10 protein-coding genes and 1 pseudogene are annotated in these 21,649 nt (G+C 44.4%); 2 read left to right on the top strand and 9 right to left on the bottom strand.

The window, feature by feature from the left end:
- From A142_RS21060 to A142_RS21085, 6 genes and pseudogenes are all read right to left on the bottom strand, one after another.
- Positions 1–1,080: anaerobic sulfatase maturase (locus A142_RS21060; protein ID WP_158008809.1), on the bottom strand; the 1,080-nt coding region annotated here is incomplete at its 3' end.
- Between the two features lie 842 nt (positions 1,081–1,922).
- Positions 1,923–2,684, bottom strand: coding sequence for a nucleotidyltransferase domain-containing protein (locus A142_RS21065; protein WP_019824203.1), 762 nt, complete (start codon positions 2,682–2,684; stop codon positions 1,923–1,925).
- A 14-nt stretch (positions 2,685–2,698) separates the two neighbouring features.
- A pseudogene (locus A142_RS21070) lies at positions 2,699–3,061 on the bottom strand (GNAT family N-acetyltransferase); the annotation flags it as partial.
- 103 nt (positions 3,062–3,164) lie between these two features.
- Positions 3,165–3,416, bottom strand: coding sequence for a TIGR03643 family protein (locus tag A142_RS21075; protein ID WP_019824208.1), 252 nt, complete (start codon positions 3,414–3,416; stop codon positions 3,165–3,167).
- Positions 3,417–3,538: 122 nt separating this feature from the next.
- Positions 3,539–4,351 (bottom strand): hypothetical protein, encoded by an 813-nt coding sequence (locus tag A142_RS21080; RefSeq protein WP_019824210.1) that lies wholly within the window; start codon positions 4,349–4,351, stop codon positions 3,539–3,541.
- Between the two features lie 235 nt (positions 4,352–4,586).
- On the bottom strand, positions 4,587–5,012 hold the full coding sequence (locus A142_RS21085; protein WP_019824212.1) for a hypothetical protein: 426 nt from the start codon (positions 5,010–5,012) through the stop codon (positions 4,587–4,589).
- A gap of 515 nt (positions 5,013–5,527) precedes the next feature.
- On the opposite strand from A142_RS21085, the gene A142_RS21090 reads away from it, so the two are divergent.
- Both A142_RS21090 and A142_RS21095 read left to right on the top strand, forming a co-directional pair.
- Complete coding sequence (locus A142_RS21090; protein WP_029405569.1) at positions 5,528–5,719, top strand: hypothetical protein; 192 nt, start codon at positions 5,528–5,530, stop codon at positions 5,717–5,719.
- 319 nt (positions 5,720–6,038) lie between these two features.
- Entirely contained in the window at positions 6,039–6,458 is a 420-nt protein-coding gene (locus A142_RS21095) for a BLUF domain-containing protein (protein WP_019824217.1), read from the top strand.
- 151 nt (positions 6,459–6,609) lie between these two features.
- On the opposite strand, the gene A142_RS21100 is transcribed toward A142_RS21095, so the two are convergent.
- From A142_RS21100 to A142_RS21110, 3 genes are all read right to left on the bottom strand, one after another.
- On the bottom strand, positions 6,610–7,536 hold the full coding sequence (locus tag A142_RS21100) for an OmpA family protein (RefSeq protein ID WP_019824219.1): 927 nt from the start codon (positions 7,534–7,536) through the stop codon (positions 6,610–6,612).
- A 62-nt stretch (positions 7,537–7,598) separates the two neighbouring features.
- Positions 7,599–11,114: a hypothetical protein gene (locus A142_RS21105; protein ID WP_019824221.1), complete on the bottom strand. Its 3,516-nt coding sequence runs from the start codon at positions 11,112–11,114 to the stop codon at positions 7,599–7,601.
- A 33-nt stretch (positions 11,115–11,147) separates the two neighbouring features.
- Complete coding sequence (locus tag A142_RS21110; RefSeq protein WP_019824222.1) at positions 11,148–21,533, bottom strand: DUF11 domain-containing protein; 10,386 nt, start codon at positions 21,531–21,533, stop codon at positions 11,148–11,150.
- Positions 21,534–21,649 lie beyond the last annotated feature (116 nt).

The raw sequence follows: 21,649 nt of genomic DNA on the forward strand, positions 1-21,649 counted from the left end.
CTTATAAGATTCACAAAGATAGTTGTCTTTATTTTTCCCACTAGTTGACTTAAATATTCTGTGTTTTGGGCAACCAGAATTACAAAGTGAATAATATTCACATTGGCGACAATAGTCTGAGATCTTTTTATTTTTAGCTTTACCAAACTGACTCTGTCTTTTGCTTGAAGCCAATTTTTCAATGCTTGTATCGTGAATATTGCCAAGCTTATGTGATGGATAAACATAATGGTCACAAGAATAGAGATCACCATCATGCTCAAGCACTAATGACGTCCCACACTCGTTCAAATGGTGACAGATAGTTGCCCCATGACCAATCCAAGTAGACAGTATGCTCTCAAAGGTTTGGACATAAATTTTACCTATGTCCGTGCGAACCCACTGGTCAAACACATCAGATAGAAAGACCCCAAAACCATGAGGAGGCACAGAAAAAGAAGCCATTTCACTAGCGTCTTTAATTGTCTGATTGGCGCCGCTGCATCCAGTAAGACTTTGGTCTACCTCTACAATAGGAATGAACTGCATATGTTCAACCCCCATCGATTTTAATGCCTGATAGGTTTCTTTCCCGCGATACCAATTCTTATCGTTTACAACAGTTAAGGTATTAAATTCAACATTATGCTTAATCAATAGCTCTATCGAGCTTTTTATTTTATCAAAAGTTGGATTGCCGTTAATAGATATACGATACCTATCGTGTACATCAGAAATACCATCAATGGAGACTCCAAGTAAGAAATTATTTTCGTAAAAAAACTTTGCCCATTTGCTATTTATTGCAATTGCATTTGTTTGGAAACTATTCGTAATCTTCTTTCCATTAGCATATTTATTTTGATATTTAACTGCTTGTTCAAAAAAATCCAAGCCCGCTAATGTTGGCTCACCACCTTGCCAAGCAAAGTCAATTACATCCAAATCACACTCTCGAATATAGTTTTTTATGTAATTTCTCAAACTATTATCTGACATTAAGTAGTGTTCATTGGTTTCTTGAATGAAAGCTTCTTTCTCTAAATAAAAACAGTAATCACACTTCAGATTACATTTGAAACTGGCTGGTTTAGCCATAATGTGGAACTTAGTTGAACTCATAGGATCTCATGCTCAAAACAACGTAAATACATTATCGGTCAACACATCCTTGCGTTTCACTAATGGAATTTACCACATATGAAATCTTTACCAACATCATCAGTAGGAAAATGTGATGCTCATCTGTTTTATTCACTCTTAGAGATAAGCCTATCCATTAGCTTTAAACTTGCTAGCTAGATATAAGGTGCGTCATTTCAAGTGAGTTCAAGGTCGTGATATATGAAGTCTTGGTAGATAAGCTCTAAGATTTTGCTAACAGCCGCTCTTCTAGAGACAGATGTGATCAACTCACAATCGCTGGACGCTCTGAGTAGGTTGAGAGTGTGGTGGCATGCACCTAGATAAAGGCGTCTCTTGGTTTTAGTAATTCATATTTATATGAATTACTAGGGCTGAGTTTTGGAAAATCAAGAGCAAGCTTGCTCCCTCAACCAAAGCCGCCCATTACTACGCAATGTGTTATATTTGGGAGCTGGTACTTGCCAGAAGAGCGACACTGCCAAATTATAATGTAGTGAATAGATGCTAGATAACAACCAGAGTTGCCTAAACAACACAGGGGGGGATTATTGTATCGAATTTAAATTTTTTACTGTTTAACCTTTTGTAAAATACCGCGCTAATACCTCAAACTATAAACGACAAATCAATGAGTTAAGTTAAGTTAAGATGATTTGTATTTTCTCGCTAGACTTCGTAAGAATCAGTTAGGTAAAACTCAGTTTCTGTACTGTCAGTTAAGAAACTGCCAACATCGGGGTTTCCTTGAACCGTTGCACGGTGGTTAAGTTTGATTTTCTAGCTTGTGTTAATACTTAACGTAGAACAAGCTTATTACTTAGTCTTTCATAAAGCTCAAAGGCCTCTGTTTTAGATATCAAGTTTCCAAGAGCATATTGATACGCTAGTTCAATATCGTCGCTTTGATTTGGATAATAGCGCTTGGCTACTGAGGCACACTGGCTCAGGTCTGTGTACCAACTTCCGTCTGTCTCAGCAACAAAGTAATACGCCGCCCGCACTAACTTCTTGCCAATAACCTTAGTTGCATCCGCATCGGTCATTGTTTTAAAGGACTGGCTCATTTGCTCAAGAAAAGTAGACAAGTCACCATTGAGAGCTTGGGCTATTTCAATACTGGGCTTATATAGCGGAAACTCTGTAGATAAATCCTTACCCCAAATACAACAGCAACAGTGCTTGAGCCAAAACTGCCAGTGATACTTTTCTGTGGGTTTCAGAACATCCCGCAGGAAGCCAGGATCGATATCAAGCTTGCTCACTTGAGGGTATGCTTTGGGGATTGTGTCAGAAAGTAGGTTAAATACTTCCTTCTCTTTTTGGCCAACAGGCGTAGCGAGTAAGATAGAAACATCTAAATCCGAGCGACCAATAATGGCCGTTCCTCTTGGAATACTACCGTACAAGTAGATGCCTTCTATTTGGCCAGGGAGTTCTTTTAACAACGAATCAATGACTGCTGTAACTACTTCTTGAAATCCAGGCGTAATGTTCTTTGGCGAATAAAGATTTTGAATGAATCCGTCTTCATCTAGCCCTCTATCTAACTTCTGCATGCCTCTTTCCATCACTAAGCCTTTTTCCAATCAGATCGAACAACCGTTAACTTCACAGTATCCCACCACTTACCCTTTAAGAATCGATGATTCTCAAAGCGCGCTTCTTCTTTCATTCCCAATGACTGACACAATTTGATGGCTGCTAAGTTCTTACTGATGGTTTCAGCGTAGATGCGCTGCACGCCCAACTCTGAAAAGCCAAAATCAGCTAGGGCTTCAGCCGCTTCTGTAGGGAGCCCTTTTCCCTGAGTTTCCCTTGAGAAAGCGCAGCCCATTAAAGCTTGTTTATCGCCTTCGAGACGCAAACAAACGGTTCCAATAAACTTCCCAGAGTCTTTGCTTTCAACCGCTAGTTGAAAAGACTGGCGCGAGACTTACGAAGCTAAGCAGCACCAAAAGTAGAGCACAAAATTGTTTCATTCCTTTCATTTCCCATAAGTGTGTGTTGATTTGGGATACTGGTTTGCATCCCTTCCTTTAACGATGCTTGTATTGAGTTGGACAATAACCTCTCGACACTTCAGAACTACGAAGTTTGACATGTTTTGTCGCGCGGCCTGCGACACGAGCGCGCCACAATTTGAAACTACCTGGCTTCATTTGGCTACGCATAAAACGAATCACTTGGGATTCATTCAAACCAAATTGCAGTTCTATTGCTTCAAACGGCGTCCTGTCTTCCCATGCCATTTCGATAATTCTTGATTCATTCTCTTTAGATAACATCATACATATTCTTCCTTTAGAAACTGGGAGAAATACGCTCATTCTAGATTTGAAGATCACAAGGTGAACACTTTGAACTCACGCGTTATAACGTTCAATAAAACAACAGACTAGCAGCTAGGCAATCATGGGGTTAAATAAGCTTGTGCGAACTCTCTAAGCACTCTCGCATTATTGTGGTATTTGCTATCCCCGCACTTTGTGCCATCTACTCTGATGTCCGGGCTGGAATATGCAGGTATAACATCTCGCTCATAAGACATCACTGTCCCTCTGTCAGCACAAATTGCACCGAAGGAATATTGAGGAGCTCTTGGATACGTTCCAGAAATGTAACTTTCTATACTATCAAAATCTTTCAATAACGTTTTATAGTCATGATTAGCACCACTTAAATGGCCAATTTCATGCTCCATTAAGTAATCAGGGCAGTTTATCGCTAAAGAAAAAAAGTAGGATACCGAAGATGACATACCACAATAATCAGACTCAAAGCTAAAATTATAATTAGAAAATACTATCCCAGTAAAAATGGGGACGCCGTCTTCTGTTGTTTCTGGAATCGGTTCTTCCATCGAGAGTTTTAATAACCTCTCTGCTGCGCTCAAATCTTGAAACCAAAGGCTGTCAATTTCAGACGTATAAATCACCTTGGTGACTTTTCGCGTTATAGGAATGCAGGAGTTTTTCAACACCAGATTCGAATAGCTTTCCCATGTCGCTATTTTAGAGGCAACAAATGCTTTGGAATATTCGGCTAATACAGATTCATCAACATAAAGATGGATCTCTGTATTCAAAACCTCACTCTTCGCACAAGTAGGAAACTCGATACTTTGAGCATTGGAGAGTCGACTATTGCTCAACACTATAATCAAAACACAACCAACTAACTGGATGAGCCTTTTAAAAGAACTCTCACTGACTCGTGTATTCATTTCCACCCTCTCCCTATATTCAAAACCACAAAAAGCATCATAAATGCCGTGACTTAAGATTCATATCTACCCCATTACACATATAAGCGTTGGCCTCTCAAAGTAACCTGCACTATCTGTGTTTTTCAGAAAACAAAAAGCTCGCCATGCAATGACGAGCTTTATTGATTATGAGAGCTTAACAGTTATAAGACCCTGGCATTAACAAGGCCCAAATACGAAGAAATCTAAAGTATTAAGACACCTGATCGCGTAAAGCCAATTCTACATTTTTCAAAATTTTGAACTCTTCTCGAGTACAACCGCGAGCTACGGATACCCAATGATCACCGGTTTCGTCTGCCCCTTTAAACTCTGCACGCAACTCGTATTTTCGCCATGAGACAAAAGCCAAAATAAAAGTCAGCGCAAGCATAGGCAGTCCAAACTGAGGAACAAACGCCCAAGTCGCAGCGGAGAGTACTAAAGCCAGTGAAACGATATTGATAGCGTTTTCTTTGAAGCCCAATTGACGAATTTCTAACTGTTTAATTTTACGCAAGCTATAAACATCTTTCTTAACTCGTAGTTCATTAGAACTGACAAGGAAGTCTGTTGCCTTATATGGTTTACGAAATCGCATTAAATTGGCTAACCCGTTGCGTGTTTGGTTCTTACTCATCGCCTTTCTCCATGTTATTTAAAGGTTAGTAAAGACTAATATAATCATGAAGTTATTGATGCGCAGAGAATTTATAAATCAAAGGAATATTAAAATCAAGCTTATGCAATTAATAACACTTATAACAATACCCACCTAACATTGACAACCCCGATAGATACTACCGGTCGTGAAGCTTAGATTTCACCTCGAACGATAAGTTCTAAGTAGTTCGCTCCATTGATTACGAGAAAGAAGCAAAGCAAAAAATTAAGTAATGCCTAGCCGTTTTGTAACCACTTATTTCAATCCAATTTGGGTAAGAAATAACTATCGTAAAAGTTGTTGAAGCCTTGTCACAGAACACCGCCGTAATCATAACCACTGTAATGACAGGCTTTCTCGTCCATTAGCTATTTGAATGATCAAATCATTCATCCAGAGGCATTAACGCGGCTTATGAATTAAGCAATTGATCTCATAATGTAGAGTCTGTACGCTTACAATATGCACACGGTTACCTAATGGAGATCACGATGAACGAACTACTGACATGCGCAATGGAACAGAAACAACGAACAACGGTGACGAGTCTGTTCGCAAGGAATGGATTTAAGATAGCAGCTACTGACTTTGATGATGTGACTTTCGAACGTGAAAGTGTGTTGGTCAACGTTCGATTTGATTCCTCTTCTAACGTCGAATCGATTTCGGTTTTGAACGAATAACGTTGATAGACATCGACGCTAGATTACAAGCAGGTCACAGGACTCAATAGAAGGTGTGACTATCAGCACCTTCTACTATGACGAAGTACAATCACACGATAAAGCCGGTCGCCTGATCGTTCGCCCATCCCCTCAAACAATTGAGTTACAAACTCTGAAATAGCCTGAATTGGTGTACCTAACGCCTTTTCTTAGCTTGATCCTCATTCTTACTTCGCCAAAATAATATCGTTAGTGATATTTTTACCAATAATTAGCAATTCCATGAGCTTGGCTTATATTTGTTAATACCCTTTGAACAAAAATCGAAGTGATACCTATGCTCCTAACTCGGTTGATTTATGTCAGCACACTTTGCGAAAGTTGCGACTCCACGGCTTTAGACGACATCCTCAAGATTTCACACGACCGTAATAAAGAAAGCCACTTAACAGGACTCCTTAGTCACAACGACAAGTATTTCCTACAATGTATTGAAGGCTCAAGAACCGCGGTTAACCACACCTACAATCATATTTTGAATGACAAGCGACACAAAAACGTCATGATTTTATATTTCAAAGAGATCGATTGTAGGCAGTTTGGTGATTGGTCTATGGGTGATATTCCTCAGTCGAGCCTAACTGAATTGGTGAACTTACAGTTTTCGACATCGAACCAATTCAATCCATATGAGATGTCTGGAGAAAGCGCTTATCAAATGCTTCTAGAGTTAAAGCAGAATTTACCATCACAATAAACCGTTCGCTCAACTCGCCGATAATTCAAACAATAAATAGCCCCTACGTATGGGGCTTTTCGCTCTTAATCCAATTGCTACTTATCAATAAATCACTTAGCTTCACGCGCAGTTTCAATATTCGCAGCTTATCTTAGCGATCAGACAAGGTTTACTGCTGGCTACCTGAGAGCGTTTGCTGCTCAGCAGTAATATCCGACTCTTTAAACACGATAAACGCTCGACGGTTTAACGCATCCGCTTTATCTGAACGTTCATTGATTGCTGGCTGCAATTTACCGAACGATTTTACTTCCCAAATGAACTGCTTAGGGTCGAGTTTGGTTTTGAGGTATTTCACCACGCTTTCTGCTCGGCGTTCCGCTAACTTCTCGTTGTAAGAGACCGAACCGGCTTGGTCAGTATGCCCTGCCACCATGATGTTGCCTTGTAAGCCACTCAATTGAGATGCAAAGTCATCTAACTGAGTTAAGTCCTCTGGTTTTAGCACTGACTTATCAAAATCAAAGTGCGGTGTGATCGCCATATACACCTTACGTTCGGGTTTTGGTGGCTCACAGAAAGGCATCTCTTCGTATTTCTGCGCCTCTTCAAACACAATAAATGCACGGCGATTTTCCGCTCGGTCTTTATCGGTTTTACCCAACAACAGAGGCTGCGTTTCACCGAGGTGTTTCACTTCCCAATCGTAATTCTTAGGATCCAAATGCGTCTGAAGGTAGTCAGCCACTGACTTAGCGCGTCGCTGTGAAAGGCGTTCGTTATATTCCAGAGAACCTTTGTAATCAGTATGGCCGACAATCGTGATGCGCCCTTTGAGGCCTCTGATCTCTTTAACAAAGGTATCCAAGTTGATCTTGTCGAGGTCGCGTAGCTTGTACTTATCAAAAGCAAAATGCTCTGCGATAGCGATATGCACCTCACGCTCTGGCGCCAAACACTCGCTAATTAAAAACTTAGATACGTCTATGCCAGCAAACTTGTCTCGGTTCTCCTGACTCAAGTACGTGTCGGTTGCACAGCCGGAAAGCAACAAAGTACTCATCACTGCGCTTATTAGGAAAATAATTGTTTTCATCTTACTCTTAACTGTCACTTCGAATTCTCAACTCTTAACTTTCAACCCACTTTTGAGCAGGCTTAGATCTTACCGACTAAGTTAATAAACACACCGGATGCGTCGTAGTCGTCATCATTGGTTAGATCGCTATCAAACGCAGAGAAGTTATAACCAATCCCCATTTTGAAGTTCTCGCCAATGTGCTTATTCACCGAAACTAACGCGCCGTGCTCTAACTCATCATTGAGTGTGTCAGTTTTCCAGTGATATTCACCCGTTACATCCCACTCTTTCATCACTCGGTAAGAAGCACTAAGCCCGTATAAGTCGATGTCGCTTTTAACCATCTCATTCGCACCAGATGCTCGCTCGAAGGCTTGCTCTTTATCTTTATGCGCATATTTAGTGCCGATGTCCCAATGTTGGTCGATCGAATAGATCGCTTCAACTTCAATGATCTGGCTGGTTTCGTCTTGATAGTCCACATCGCGATCCAGTTGATCGAAGTCTGCAATATAGGTGTAGCGGCTCAGTAAGTTGAGTCGATCGTTGTAGACAGGACGATACGCTAGTCCACCTGTCGCCTCGGTAAACTGCGCCATGGTTTCGCCAGTGGTTTCACTCTCTGTAATTGAGTAGTTGTACTTACCAAACAGCGTGTACTCTTCCGTTAAATGATGCGTATAACGGTTGGTCGTCACGATTTGTTGCAGCTCACGTTGAGCGATTTCTGGGTCGTCTTCACTCTTGTCCACTCGATATTCGAATTTGTGGCTTAAGGTGATGTCGTCTAGGTCAATTGACGCATTGAAGCTGATGGACTCACGCTCTGTGGTGATGTTCTCGTCATCTTCAATTTCACCAAGTTGATAACCGATGCCCATCTCGACATCTTCCGTCACGTCGTAACCAAAACCATAGGAATCGATACGACCGTGACCATCATTTTCATCAACGAACTGGTTCTCTTGGTAGAAATCGACACTGCTGGTGAGGTCTGCACGCTGACCGACAATCACGTTATTTTCGCCTTCGTAGTTATCATCAACGTAGGTCACGTATGTGGAATGGTCATCAGACACATCGTAAGTCACGGTTGCTTCGGCGACTTGCCCGCGGTCGCCATCGGTGTATTCACCACCCAGCGACAGATCTTCCAATACTTGGAATTCCGCACCAATCGATGCGCTATCATTCTCGTCGTAGTCATCTGATTGAGATACTGTGGTTTGACCTTTGATGTAGACGCTGTTGTCGCTGTCCCACATGTATTCCAAACGCACGCCAGCTAAAGTTGCATCGCTGTGCTCATCGTTTTGGTTAAGTTCTTCAGTTTGTTGCCCCGCCGCTGAAACCTTGATGTGCTCGGTGATTTTGACTTGAGTCTCAACCTCAATGGTTTCGGTATCCGCTTCTAGATTGCCGTCGACATCGCGCTCTTCGTTGGTCGAGAATCGAGAAAGAACCGCCAAACGGTCGGTCGCTTGCAAGCGAAGCTCGGCACCATAGGCTTCTTGCTCTAGGTCATCGCTGCTGCTCGCGTAACTGTATCCTGCATCTTTGTCTCGATACCAAAGCTTCAGGTCATTGCCTACTGCACCAAAGATAGTTGGGGCAAGGTCATAAAGGCTGGTCACTGCGGTGATTTGGATGCTGTCACCTTCACGATCTTCTAACGTGTCGCCAATCGGCGTAAAGGTTAAACCACCATCGATAGAGACAAAGTTAGACTCGGTTTGAGTACCTTCACTGTGGGCAAACTCGGCCTTGATGTAAGTGCCTTCCGTCGCACGCAAGGTTAAGTCAGTTCCATAAGACTCGTAGTCTTGGTTATCTTTTTCTTGAGTCGCATACGTCACACCCACACCAACGTAATCGTTGATCCAACCTTTAGCACGACCACCGTAAGACATCGCATCCAGCGAGTCTGAACCTTGAGGGACATACTCATAATCAACAACCAGATAGTTTTCGTAGTCGTCTCCGTTTTCAATCACGCTACCGAAGCTGTCGGATAGGATATTGTCGAGCGGCTTGGTCAGAATAATACGGCCTTGATACGGGTCAAAGTCATAGTCAACACCCGGCTCAAGCGGGATTTCATTTTGTACTAGGCCAGATTCATCTTTTACTTTTACGTAAACCTTGTCGCTTCCCGGTACAGCTTCACCGTGGCGAAGGAAATACAGAGAACCACCTGTACCTAAGAACTCATCGTGTGCATATAAGGAGTCAGCTTCTGCGGTAAAACCGACCACGTTCAAGCGGTCTTCACCGTATTGTGTGGTATCACGAGTACGGTAATCGGCCTTGAAACCATAAAGGCTACGGTTGTAATCGTTGTTCTCGGTACCCGTTAACCCTGTGTTGTAGTTACCCCACAAGTATTGTGATTTATCGTATTCCACATTGAGGTAGACCTTACCCTTAGTGTTGACCACTTTTTCGATGTTCGAACTGTCACCATAGTTGCCATAATACAGTTCATCGTCGTCTTCGAGAATATCAAACACATCCGAGTCGTCCGAGGCGAAAGGATGTTTGAACATGTCTTTGATTTCACTTTCTCGAGTATCGAAGTGAGTGGTCACGCGAAGCTTGTCACCAAATTTACCCTGACCAAAGTAGGCTAAACGACCTTGGTTATAGATATCATCTTGGTACTGATCATCGACACTCAATGCATCACCATTGCCAGAGACATTGTTCTTACCAACATAAAGATCAGCCAAACCCGTTTGTGCGTAGTACGTATCTGGGATACGAACGTAAAGCTTGTAGCGGCGTTCATCACCGTTATCAAACACAACCTTGGTTGGAAAAATGTAGGAGTCTGTTGGTAAGTACTGCTCTGCGTATAAGTTGCCGTCTTCAACGTCAAATTCATCTTCACCGATGATGACTTTATCGACGCCTTTCAAACCGGTACCAATGAACTTGGCTAAGCCTGCATTGGTTGGAATGTTGTGACGCATCAACTTAGCTTGGCCGTAGCTTTTGTCTTTACTCTCTTCATCGTCGTTATCATTGCGTTCGATATCGACTTCAGAGTCAGGCTTCACCAAATCCGTCACACCAACCGTGGTCACGTCCATGTTGCCATCTTTGTCCCACGCCTTTAGGCGGAACATCAACTGCTCACCGACCTCAAACTGATAGTCAACATCGGTTTGACCATCCCAATTGATGTCAGAATCGTTTGCCAGTTTATCGCCATCAAGCACAGCGATGGGCTCAGACAAACCAAAGTCACCCACACGGTACACCTCCAATTGGTACTTTTTGATGTAGTAACCATAGTTGGTGGTGATGGTGAAACCGACGCTGTCACGCAGTGTGCCTTGTTCCACTTCTAACTCATCGCTGACGCTAACATCTAATACTGGGTCAAAGCGAGTGATGTCGCGGCTTGCCCAAATCGCGCCTTGTTCAAGGTAAATACGTGAGCTGTCTTGCGCTTGGTTCGGCTTGTTGATTTCAATGCCCGTTGTCTCAGAACCAAGTTTTTCAAGCTTACCTGTGTCTTTCGCTACCGCCATCACAGGAATGGCAGTCAACACACACGTCGCTAAACGAGACTTACTAAATACTTTCATACAATTTCCAGATACGGTTCCAATGGCTTACTGCTATTCACTTTCTTGATCTTTGCGATGAACGCTAAAGTTGAACTTGGTGAGCTTGTTCGGGGTAATTCGCAACACTTTCGGATTTTCGCTCACCACTTCCATGGAGGTGGATAACGAATCAGTGTCCAACTTCACAAGGAAGTTCTTACCTTTCTTATTGAGTACCCATTGGTCGGGCACGTGGTAACGACCGTACTGGTCTGTGTAAATAACGATTCCCTCAACCGTCATCAACTTAACGCCCGGAATACCATCTTCATAAATACCTTTGTTCTCGATAACGATTTCCCACAGGTAATCCTCGCCATCGCGATACAGATTTCTGGTTACGTTAAGATTTTCCGCGCTCAGTCCCTTCTTCTTATCGGATTCATGTTTAAACTGAATCTGACCTTGTGCATCAAACTCGATACGGGAGCCCGCATCGGTCGTGACATAGAAATCAAAGCTCTGTTGTGTGCGAGTCTTGAATTGAATCACCACTTTGCTGGTTTCTAGCAGTGTTCGATTTACTGAGTGACCCCAAAGGTCGCCAAGATCCAAACCTTGCTCAAGAGCATTGGTCATTGCGCCATCTTCGACAGCAACGTCTTGTCCATCACGAATGATGTGTGTCGAATCAGCGATGTAGCCTTGTGTTGCTAGGTTCGCAGTTAACTCAACATCGAACGCGGTTGCGTCTGCTTGGAATCCATCTTTGTTGTGATCTTCAAAGACTTTGCCGATTATCGATGAGGTATCGAACACCTTGTCCGGTTCTACGGTCACTTTGGCGGTGTCTTCATTGGAAACTATCGCTCCATCCACTTTCGCTACTGCGGTGTTGATGTAATCACCAAACGTTGCTCCTACCGATACTCGCAATAAGTAACGAATACGCAGCTTCTCGCCCGGATCAAAGTTCAACGATGTGAACATTAACTTGCCCGTGTCTGATGGTTCTTGAGAGATAACCTGATCGTCTTCAGTGCCAAACTCACCATCAATGCCGCTCAACACTACTTCTGATGTGTCCACTATGTACTTCAAGCCGCCTGGGTAACGGTCTTCCACAGTGACATTCTTAAAGTAGGATTCATTGTTGTTCTCAACGATGATCTCGTACTCAACCGCATCACCGACTTGCGCGGTATCTTGCAGTGCCGATTTAGTCAGCTCCAATTCCCCAGAGTTATCAGGAATCTTCTTGATGTGAGTGGTTACGCTGTCGTTGGTTTCGGTACCGTCAGATTCGGTCGCCGTGAAGGTATTAGTAATGTCGTCATCCAAACCTTTACCTAATGTACCCACCACTTCAAATGCATAGGCATTTCGCTTTTGGGACTTCAGGTTAACGGTAGTGTCTAGGTCTTTACTCGAAGGGAAGCTATGACGCTGAATAACCGCGCCTGTATCATCGACTTCAACGCCTTCAATCGTCCAGTCAGTGAACACTTTATTACCAACGCTATTTTGCAGTTCGCTGATCTCATCAGTTAGTCGCACGCTCGCTGCGTTACCTAAACCACTGTTGGTCACGGCTAAGTAATAAGTGACACTGTCGTCGTCTTCGGTGTATTCAGGTTTGTCTGAACGCTTTTCGACAATCAAATCTGCACCCACTGGCGGTAGATCCAGAGCAGATACTTGGTCTGCTACTGCCTGCATCGAGGTTTCCGATGCCAACATACCTTTAGATCGAGCACGCATCGTTGGGCTACCCGTTAAATCAAGGTAGTAGCCAAGTACATCAATGTTAGTCAGCATGTCTTCGTTGACCGTCAACGTGAAGGTGTAATCAATCTTGCCGCCCGGCGCAATGTCGACCAAGGTGAATAAGTCTTTGTCATGATCAAAAGTGCCCGGTTGAGTTTCAGCCCCTTCCGATGACGCTGTTAGTGTCCAATCATCAAAAGCATTGCTGCGAGAGCCATCAATGTAGTCACCCATTGACTCAGAGAACTGGGTGTAAAGCGCCACATCTTTCGCAATACCACGGCCAATGTTTTGCACCACTAAATGATACTCAACTTGCTCACCCGGTACGTAATAAGGTGCATCGGTAAACAGCTCGGCTTGAACCACAGCCGCCACAGTGTGAACTGGAGGACTGATAACATCGCCGCCGTCTACTTGCGCGGTATTAATAATGTGTCCAGTCGCGGTATCAACTACGGTGCCTTTTGAGCGGAACACAACTGTGCCGTGCGGGGCGATATCTACGTTGTATTCCGTCGGGCTAACTTGCTCGGTGGTGGTACCTATCGTGGTTGAATCGACCACCAAAGAAGTGGAACCAGCCACAAAAGCAGGCCCCGTCGAACCGTCGTAATACGACACCTCAATAGATTCCATGTCATCAACAACACTTAAGTCACTGATGTAGTTGTTCGAGGTGTTTTCTATGGTGATCAGGAACTCCAACTCACCACCCGGTTCATACTCGCTTTGCACATTAGTTTTCGTCGCAACAAACTCAGAGTCTTTCGGCGTCATGACTGCCGTTGAGTCTTGTGGTGTGCCGTTGTAAGTGATGGTTGCCGTGTTACTGATATCGCCAATCGCCGTCGTACGAATCAACGCCTTAACATTGAATGTCACGGTACTTTGTGGCGCAACATCCATACTCACATCGATGTCTTCACTCAAGTCGAACGTCTTTGGAGTGACAACAGATCGATCATCCGAGGCGTCAAAGCTCACTTCCCATAGTAGGAATGCCGACTCTTGTTTATCTGCGGTCGTGTCAACTTGAATGTCACTGATGATGTCTTGAAGTTGAACACCAGATGCAAACGCCTCAGAGCTATTGGTTACTGTGATGTCGTAGTTAATCAGCTTGGTTACTTCATACGATGGCGTATCAACCGTCTTCTTGACCGAAACCGTTGCCAACACAGGTGTGCTGGTTGCCGAGTCATCTAAGGTTGTGCCATCAAAGGTCGCTGATGCCATATTGGTGATATCGCCAGTCGCAAGTGCATTCGTTGTTACTTGAATCGTGAACACAATGCTGTCTTCCGGTGCGATATCGAGTGTCTCGTTGAGATCTTCACCACTGGTTGCATCTGGTACGGGCGTTTCACCTGTTGTCGAAATAGCTGATATTTGGATTGAAGCGGGGTCAAAGGCTTGCTTCGTCTCACCACCAGCAATCGTGGTTTCTACCGATTTCAACGCATCTTCAATCACAACGTCTTCAGCCCAACCTAAACCGTTATTTTTAACGGTCACGGTGTATTGAAGTGTTTCTCCCGGAAGGTACTCCGCTTTATCAACGTCTTTTGTGATCTCTATTTGTGCGTCTTCTGGAATGTAGGTTGCGTCTGCGGTGTATTCACCATCATCGCTAGCCACTTTAACAACGTTAGTGATCTCACCTTTGGCTTTATCATTCACGGTATTGGTGACAACAAACGAATAGCTATCTCCGGGGTGAATGCTGTAAGTGGCGCTGTAACCTTGAGTGGTATTGGACACATCCTTGCGAACATTCAGTTTTGGATCGCCACTACCATCAATCTGTTCATCGCTGATGATCCAATTGCCAGTAAGCGCTTGCTCTTGATCCGGGCTGTTCGCCACTTCTGTCATGATGGTATCGACACGATCCGTCAGGACTTGATCCACAAGGTAACCTTCACCGGTGTTAGCCACGGTAATCTTGTAGGAGATAGGTTGACCCGGTTGGTACTTAGCATCAGGCTCAGCAATCGGGGTGGTTTCTTTGGTTAACACCAACTGTCCCGGTTGAGGCGTGATGTAGCCCTCTCTTAAGCGAGCGATTTTCGAATCGTCCAAGCCATGTCGTAGATATGCAGTATTGGTAAAGCGACCAATTGCGTCATCACGGACCTTGCCTTCAACATGGATTCGAACAACCGTGTATTTGTCACCGCCACCAGTGCCCGCATCATCACGTCCTGCCATCTTGACTGACTCAGCAGGTAAATCGATGTCTGGGCTGCTTTGCCCAACGAGCTTGTCTAACTCTGAGAAATCATTCGCGTCAGGATCCGATGGTGCAGAGTTGTACAAGACATCGTAATCGACGCTCCACTCCGTGAGTGCGGTTTGCATTGAACCATCGACAGTTTCAACTTCGAAGCCACTAATGATGTCGCGGATTGAGAACAGGCCAGAATCCACATCGTCATTGGTAATGTCGATGTAGTAATTCACCGTTCCACCGGGTACGTACGTAGGTGTATCTGTCCACTTATCGATTAGGATATTTGAGCGACCAGGGTCAAGTGCGATGTCGTTGGTGTCATCGCCGTTCACTTGTGCCGTATTGGTAATGGTGCCTGTTGCCGATGTTGAAACCGTGCCTTTGACATCGAACACGATGCGTTCGCCAGGGCGAAGATCGACAGTCGCATTCAATGGGACGCTACCGTTGTAGTTACCTTGCACGTCATAAGTTCCAACCGGCTCAACTGCAATCGCTGTTGCCCAATCAGAGAACGCATCATCGCCATCTTCGGTTTTAATGGTATGGATGGCATCGATAACACGCACATCATTGGCAATGCTATCGCCTGTATTATCTAACGTAACTTGATATTCAACATCACCACGCGGTGCATAAGTACAGCTACTGCCATCGTTTGAAGGCACTGAACAGCCCGCCGATTCACCATCGGTGTAAACCAAGGTTTTGAAGTAGTCGAGTTCAGCCGCTTGTGGCGGAATCGTTTCTGATGTCGCAGATTCATTTTCTGCCGTCACTCGGTTGGCTTCGATAGTTCCCAAAGCGTCATCACGGATAACACCCGTTAAGTTAAACGTCAGTATTTCACCTGCGGCAATATCGGTTTCAATATTCAGGTTACTGTTTGGGTTATAGCTTGGTACATAAGTATCAGCGTTGGCATCAATGCCATTGCTGACTTCATGGGTGATATCGCCAGAAACAAAAGCGGATTCCGTTTTACCGCCAATCACTTCGACTTGAATGTCTGTGATTGTGTCTTTGATCTGAATATCATTCGCCCAACCGTTTTCAGGGTTTGTGACTACAAATTCATACTCAACTTCGTCACCCGGAAGATAGGTATCACCATCACTGAACGGGTTGCCGTTGATCGACACAACACGTTTTTCAACACTGGTATTATTTTCAAGCGGCATTAAATTCGCTGTTCGAGCACTACCGTCGTACGTCGCTTTATTTTGAATGTCACCCAATGCATCTTCACGAATTTGAGCATGAATAGTGAACGTTAGGCTTTCTTGAGGCGCGATAACAATGTCGTTGTCAATATCGATGTTATTGCCCGGTACAAAGTCAATCGCGTCGGTAATTGAGCCTGTCGCCGCCGTTTTTTCTAACTGCACTTCCCAACCAGACAAGAATGGTTGCCCGACAGGGTCAGTGCCAGACGTCGAGGCATCTTCTGCAATACGAGTCTGAATTGCTGAGATGGTATCTTCGAGATGAGAGCCATATTCAATGCCGTTGCCCGTGTTCTTAATTTGAACGCGGTAATAAACCTCACTCTCACCAGCGGCTTGAGAATACTCAGTCTTTGCCGAAGAGAAGCCTGCGTCATAGAACGCCTTTTTCGAGAATGTTATGTCTGGTTCTGACATCGACGTTGGGGGAGAAACAGCAATGAACTGGTTGCCATCATCTTCATCGATATACGCTCGGTTAGTGAATGAACCTACTGCTTTCGGACTGATTTTGGCTTTGATGACATAACGCACAAACGGTGACGATACTGCACGGCCAAAGTTGTCTGCCGATATATCAAAGTGTGTATCAATCGGTTGATTGTCTTTGATCGAGTTATCGACATCAGGGTCAGAGATCCCTGAACTGTCCGCAGACGTTTCAATGGTCCAGCTATCAAATGCCGGACCGCGAGTTCCGTCGTAGTATTGAGTCGTCATCTGGTCGATGTCATCACGAAGGCTAATATCATCAACGTGCGCTGTTGCGATATTTTCGATATAGATTTCATACTCGATGTAGCCTCCGGGCATGTAGCTCGTTGCTCCCGGAATATTGTTCCCATCGGTATCGTAGTAGTCCAGAATATTTTTTTCGTAATCAATTTGACGAACGGTTTGCGAGATATCGTGAGAGATCGTATCTCCATCGACAGTCAGCACATTGATAATATCGCCATTGGCTTTATCGTTGATGGTTGCAACCACTTGGTATTCAAGCTTGGCGCCCATCGGAATATCGGCTTCTTCGTTAAGGTTGCTGTCTGTTGATGTATAAACGTTGCCCGCGCCCGCGCCTGCATCGACATACTCAGAATCAGTGCCCGTTGCGATAGAGGTAATAGTCCACGTTGAATACGCAGGTCCAGTCGTACCGTCTACGAGATCGACGGTAATATCTTTGAGGTTATCAACAATTGGAATGTCGTGAGCATTACCTTTACCGTCATTCTCAATCACCAAGTGATAAGTCACCGTCTGAGCCGGTTCATACACCACTTCATCAGTCGTTTTATCAAAATCTAAATGGTAATCATCGGGAATCACGACGGTATCTCGGTAATGAATATCACCGACCGCATCCGGTCTTACTGTACCTGTTACTGTGTAAGTCACGTCTTCGCCAGCATCGATATCAATTGAAGTCACAATGTCAGTATCGTTCGCGACATCACCGTCTTTGGTACCATCGGTCGTACCCGCGTTTGCAGGATCGCTCTTAGCAACTGCCACCGTAAACTTGTTTGAACCTACCGAATCATCGAAAAATGGATTACCTGAATTGCCATCTTGTAGCTCCACTGATATGTCGTTAATCAGTTCGTTAACGTCAACGTTATTTCGATAACCGTGCCCCTCTTGAGAGTTATACTTGATGGTATAAGTCAACTGATCGCCCGGGGAGTAACGATTAATATTGGTTGTACGAACTACGCCGCCACTGTTGTGCACTTGATGGTTTTCAGCCACGGCACGTTTGGCATACTCACAATCATCAGTACAACCGGCATTATCGTCATGAATCAGCACTGCTTCGTTGCGGATTATGCCGCCGTCTCTGTCAGCGACACCGTTAGATACCGCATTGTCTTTGACATGCGCCTTAATACGCACCGTGACAAAGTCTTTGGCAGGAATTGAAACTGGGAACTCCACATCATCAGTGGTATTCGGGCCGAAACCAGAGCCAGTATCAACAGACCAATAGTCAAACGGGTTTTGATTAAGAACATCTTCTACTTCACCATCTTTATCATTCGCTAGCGTAGTGGTGATCTCACTCAGACGATCCATAAAGATAAGATCGGTCTCATCAGTGTCGCTGTTATTGCCAATAACGATGGTATAGGTGAGATCTGCACCCGGCGTGTAACGGACTACATCGGTCGTTTTAGCTAGTGAGACATTGATGTCATAGGTACTGTGTGAGTTATCTATCTGAGCGGAAGAGCTGTGGTCACGGTCTGTTATAGGATCGTAAACATCAACACGGTTCGATACTTGTTCTTCTTCATAGTCAGACTTAACAATGCCGCTAACCTCATAATGAACCCACCCTCCGGGAGTGATATCAACGTCGGTATTGATGTCAGTGTCGTTGGCAATGTCACCGTAACGAGAACCTGGTTTATCTGTGTTGGTCGAACCTACAATTGTCCAACTATTAAAGAAGTTGAGCGCTGAAATACTATCTTGCACCGTTGCATCATTTGCGTAGCCGATGCCACGGTTATAGATATAAATATCGAACGTAGCGCGCTCACCTACAACAAAGTCGGTATTTTGAGCGGTCTTAGCGACTACAAGATTCGGTTCGCTAGGATAGGTACGTACCGTATCCGATAGATTAGTATCTGGTCCCGTCACTGTTGCGGTATTGGTGAATGCTCCCCAAAGAATCTCACTGTCGACACTGCGATCGAGTGTCCCAACAATGGTATAAGTAATCGTCGCACCGGGCGGAATCTGAGCGGTGGCATCCAGATCATTGTTATCTGAGAACGATCCAGGGTCAGTCACGGCTTTCACCCACGGGGAGTCTGCCTCTCTTTCTGCACTGATCGTCCACGAAGAGAACACGGGCTTGGTTTCACCCGGCTCGTGAAGTAACTCAGCTTCTATGGTGCTGATTTCATCTTTGACATTGATGTTAGAGGCGAAACCGTTCCCTGCTGGGTTGGTAATGCTGATCATATAAGTGACAGTATTGGTGGTGTCGGTATACGCGTTTTGTTCGTTATGACCATCAACACGCTTATCCAATACTAAGTAGTAATCTCGTGGGTATGAGCCTCTATCGGAATAAAGTACGCTGTCGACCGTCACTTCATTACGGATTTCATCATCAGCAATTGGGTTTACGATCGCCGCAATGCTATAAACAATCTTATCGTGTGGGGCCAACTTAGCCTTCTCATCCAAGATAAGTTTATTGCTTTGATTACCTTCAATTTGACCAGTAAAGCCGGGATCACTGTTTGTCGAAATTGAACCGTCAGAGGCATAGGATTTCGCAGTAATAACCCAGCTCAAATACGCTTTCGTCGGTGTATCGTTAATAGACTGAGTCATGACAGAGACTAAATCATCATAAACCGGTACATCAATCGCGTAGCCGTCACCGTTATTCTCTACCGTTATGTCGTAGTTCAGGGCACCGCCAGCTGAGTAGTAACGAGAATCCACTTCCTTTTGGACTTTTAATTTCGAGTTTGGCATTTGTACACCAGAGCCCGACTCGCCTAAGTTATCCCCTAAGCACAAACCTGCATCGGTACCATCATCAACAATCTGACCCACACTGGTGTCTGCCACTTTTGCGGTCAGCTTATAATGAACGAAGCCCTCAGGTGCGAGGTCGACTTTCAAATTGATGTCGTTTGTTGTCCAAGTATTGTAATTAAATGAACCATAATTCGATCCATCACCACTTCTGTCGGCGACTTCAAGCTTCCACTCGGAAAATGCTGAAGCGTTAGAGCCATCCGCTTGCTTTGTCACGATACAAGCAAATTTATCGATAACTTCAATATCGTTGGCGAAAAACTCAGTGTCTTTGTTGGAGATAACAATGTCGTAGACCACTTCATTTTCACCGGATATTCCAGGCACATAAGTGGTATCCGTTGTGTTCTTGTTACGGGTAATTTGGCTTGATGACGTCGTCAGAACGTCTTTCGAATCGAGAATATTAGCCAAAGCATCGCCAGAATCCGCGAGGCCATCAGCATCAACCACTCGTGCAACAACTTGGGGAATTTGACCAATAGACACAGGGCTAACGTCCACCACAACGGAATAAACAATCTGCTCACCGGGATAGATAGACACTTTGTCTTCTAGTGACGTGTTCGATTCCTTTCCAGATGCATTGAGTTCTGAAAGGCTATTAGAACCGATCGAGGTCACTTCATTGGTCCAAAAATCGTAAGGGATACCAACCGTGTCAGTCGCATTCTTTTCGTTGCTGACATCGTTGCCTAGATCGGTTTCAAGATCCGCAAGAAACTGCTGAACCGAATAATGGTAAGCAATACCGGAGTTTGCTTGGTTGGCAACCGTGACCGTATAGGAAAACTCATCATCGACTAGATAGTTATCCGATTGGTTCAAGGTATGTGTCAGGGTGATACTAGGCTCAGTGGGCGGCGTGGCGATTGCGTCTCCTGAGATCAGAGTATCTCGAGTTTCTGCCGTAATACTGTCATTAACAATATCGCCGACGAGTTTGTCGGCAACGGTCGTTCGAATTGTGTAGGTGATAGATCCGCCAATATCTATTGACGCATCAGTGACTGACAAATCTCCTGAAGAGCTAAAGGTACCTGCATCACTTTCCCCTCCTAGTACCTCGGCTGAATTCACATTGTTAATGAAAGCCTGTTGAAGAACGCCATCAATATCGAGTGTCTTGATATCTGAAATAGCATCTTGAACATCAAGCGTTCGAATCACCGTATCGCCAGTATTTGATATCTTGATCGAGTACGTGAGTTCTTTATTCAGTTGGTAGTTTGTCTTATCTACCGACACCACAACATCATGCTCATACAAACCTCGTTGAATTGATTCCGTATTTGATTCAACGGAATCGAGAGGCCCGGAGCTCGCACTTGCGACATTATCAATCGTACCTGCTGCGTCAGCAGAAACTGTGGCGACCATGGTGTAGGTTACCGATCCACCAGCCGCAATACGTACACCTGATGCATCTAAATTCCCGAAGCGACTGTAATCACCTGGAGATGAAAGGAAGGAAGATTGCGCTTGAGTCGAGACTTGCGAGAACGCGTTGACATTATTCCCTTGGTCATCTGTCGTTAAGATATTTAACAGCTCATCTTTAACGTCCAACTCAGCGATAGCTTTATCCGACTCATTCGTTAAAACAAGCGTATAAGTCACCTCTTGTCCGTTGTCGTAAGACGCGCTGTCAACAGACAGATCCATAACAAGATCCGTTGTATCCGCATATGAAGCAAATGGAAACAATAGAATGGATAAGAAAAAGGCAAGGTTGTATCTGAACATTAACGTGCACTTCACAGTAGATTGACAAGTATCTA

Source organism: Vibrio splendidus 12E03, assembly GCF_000272105.2.
In the GTDB taxonomy this organism is placed as follows: Bacteria; Pseudomonadota; Gammaproteobacteria; order Enterobacterales; family Vibrionaceae; genus Vibrio; species Vibrio splendidus_I.